This is a genomic window from Paenibacillus sp. 01L418, assembly GCF_056400045.1.
This window is the reverse complement of record NZ_JBFTSN010000651.1, coordinates 1-2,433: the sequence shown is the minus strand read 5'-3', so window position 1 is coordinate 2,433 and position 2,433 is coordinate 1. Positions and strand designations below refer to the sequence as shown.

2 protein-coding genes and 1 pseudogene are annotated in these 2,433 nt (G+C 35.3%); all 3 read left to right on the top strand.

Annotated features, from left to right (window positions below):
• A partial coding sequence (locus AC1DSE_RS34175; RefSeq protein ID WP_477529005.1) for a hypothetical protein occupies positions 1-390 on the top strand: 390 nt, incomplete at its 5' end.
• 41 nt (positions 391-431) lie between these two features.
• A complete protein-coding gene (locus AC1DSE_RS34170) occupies positions 432-1,238 on the top strand; it encodes a peptidase (protein ID WP_441886954.1) in 807 nt (268 codons plus the stop codon).
• Between the two features lie 780 nt (positions 1,239-2,018).
• Positions 2,019-2,168: pseudogene (locus AC1DSE_RS34165) on the top strand (spore coat protein CotJC); the annotation flags it as partial.
• Positions 2,169-2,433: the final 265 nt, after the last annotated feature.

Here is a 2,433-nt window from a genome sequence, read left to right as displayed (position 1 = left end):
ATCATTAGTTTCTCTTTAATAGCAGTTATGTCCACTGTTCATGACTCTAATCATACTAGCCAAACTTCTTCAAATACAAATGGAGAGGTTATAGAACCGACAGCGAGTGCATATCCAACAAATGATCAAGGTCAAACATATGGACATGGACCATTCCCTGAAGGTGTAAATCAGGGGCCTGATTTAATTAAAGCAGAAGGTAAAAATGGGGTTGTGGGATATGTTAAATCTACAGATTTAGAACCATCAATGTCGTCAATAGAAGAAGCTTTGGCATATAACAAGTCAATGGAAAAACTTGGTTATGTATCACTCCCGCTATATGAAACAGACGGTAAAACTATTATTGGTGAATTTATAATTTATTCTTCTTCCAATGGTGATAAATAAAATTTATCATAAAAACTATTTTATAAGGGGCGGTAATTTCAATGAAATGGAAAAATTTAACTGCTAAAGTAACGGGAGTATGTGCTTTGTCTATCTTATTAATATCAACAACAGTATTTGCTGGTGGTGCAGCATCAACAGAATCATCGAAGACGAAATCAACAGTTAATGGGTATACTTACAATGCTTATTCAACAGCAGAGGTTTCACTATGGACTTGGAATACCTATCAAGCACAATCTACACTAATAGTCCAAGTAGACGGTGGCGGTAACGCACCTTCAGGTTATATGGGTGGACAGGCTCGTTTATATAATTTTACAACTGCTGTTTTAAAAGTTGCAAGCCCTGTGAAATATACTACTTCTGCAACTTCGCTCCTTGTAACTAATACGGCGCAACAAGCAACAGTTACAGATGAAGCTACATATTATGGGCAGGGTAAAGTTCAATATTACAATGGTAATGGTTATGTTGGTATTGAATTAACTAAATCTCCTAATGTTATTCTATCAAATTCATCAAACAAATTTTCCGGAACTAATCAATTACCAGATAACTTGAAAGATCAAGAAGAATACGCTGTAAATAATAATGGGGAAACCTATGGTTCCGGATTATTAGAATCTAAAATAGGAGAAGAGCCAGATTTAATTTTAGCAGAGGGCACCAATGGAGTTCAAGGGTATGTCAAGGCTGACGATTTATTTCCAATTGCATCTAGTCTTCAAGAGGCAACTATTAGTAACAGTAATGGTGATATCCAAGTAATCTCTTTATATGATCAAGATGGTTTAACAGTTATTGGTGAATTTGAATTGAAAGAAGGCAACTCGGTAACTAATTAACATATTAAAAGAGTAGAGGAGGATGCAGCCTAAAAAAGTAGGCTGCATCTTCTTTTTATCACAAAAAGCACGGGCTTCAATAAACTCCCTAGGTACGACAAAAAATCCAATAAACCTAAATTTGAAGTCATGGTCGTATTTTGTGATCATGGCTTATTTATTTTGCCGAATTGACTTTTGTTCATTCAGAAAATTTAAAGGGTCGGACTAATCAAGCCTTATGGCTTCTACGCCAAGAGCATCAAATTATTATAGAAATGGGTTCTGAAGAATAAAGAAAAATACGTATAGCCGGCGCAATTTGCTATGACACAACTGATCTAGCATTAGTTGCAGACTTACGTGAAGTATCAGATATATTTGTAATTGCAGCTATTAATCAAGATATTCAAACATTTGATAATATGGTTGCCGCTTTACATTATCAATTGTGTCAACCTGTTATTTTAGCAAACACAGGAGAGTTTGGAGGTTCTACAGTTCAAGCTCCATTTACGAAGCATGCTCGCCAAATAGCGCAAGTTCACGGCAACAATCAAATTGCTGTTAGTGTATTTGAAGTAGATGCTGCTATTTTTAAATCAGCGTCTCCTGCTCCAACCCACTCTGAAGTTAAAACACCACCTGCTGGCTATAGAGGTAGATCTTGAACTTAGCGTGAGACTGTACACTGGTTATTGAATTGACGATTTGTAGTCAAAAGGTATTAATACCGAAATATTCAAATTCGAAAAGTCTTGCTGTGCCTAAGAAAATCCCAACGAATTCGCTCGTTTGTAAATCATTTCTATAATGATATATAAATTAACAAAAGATGCGACACCCGAGCAATTAAAAAACGCCGGGCTTGGCGCTCATTACGTTGCCCATGACAGTGCTTTGTTCTATGAGAGTGCAGGCGGCGTACCCTTTACGTTTCATTTTTGTCAATTTTATTTGCTATTTTTCTGTTCTTTATGAAAGATAAGTGGAGGTCTGAAGAAGGAATCCTCACTATACTATTATTGATACCCTTTACTTTATTGTGGATAATCCCTTTTATTAGTGATGAAATTAAATTAAGGGTGGCTGTACCTACGAATTACTTAATGGAAACATATATTAACGACAAATATATTTCTAGTTCAAATGTTATTGACACATCGATTGAGTTAGTTAGATATAATTCTGCTAAGAAGATTTTAGATGTAAATAT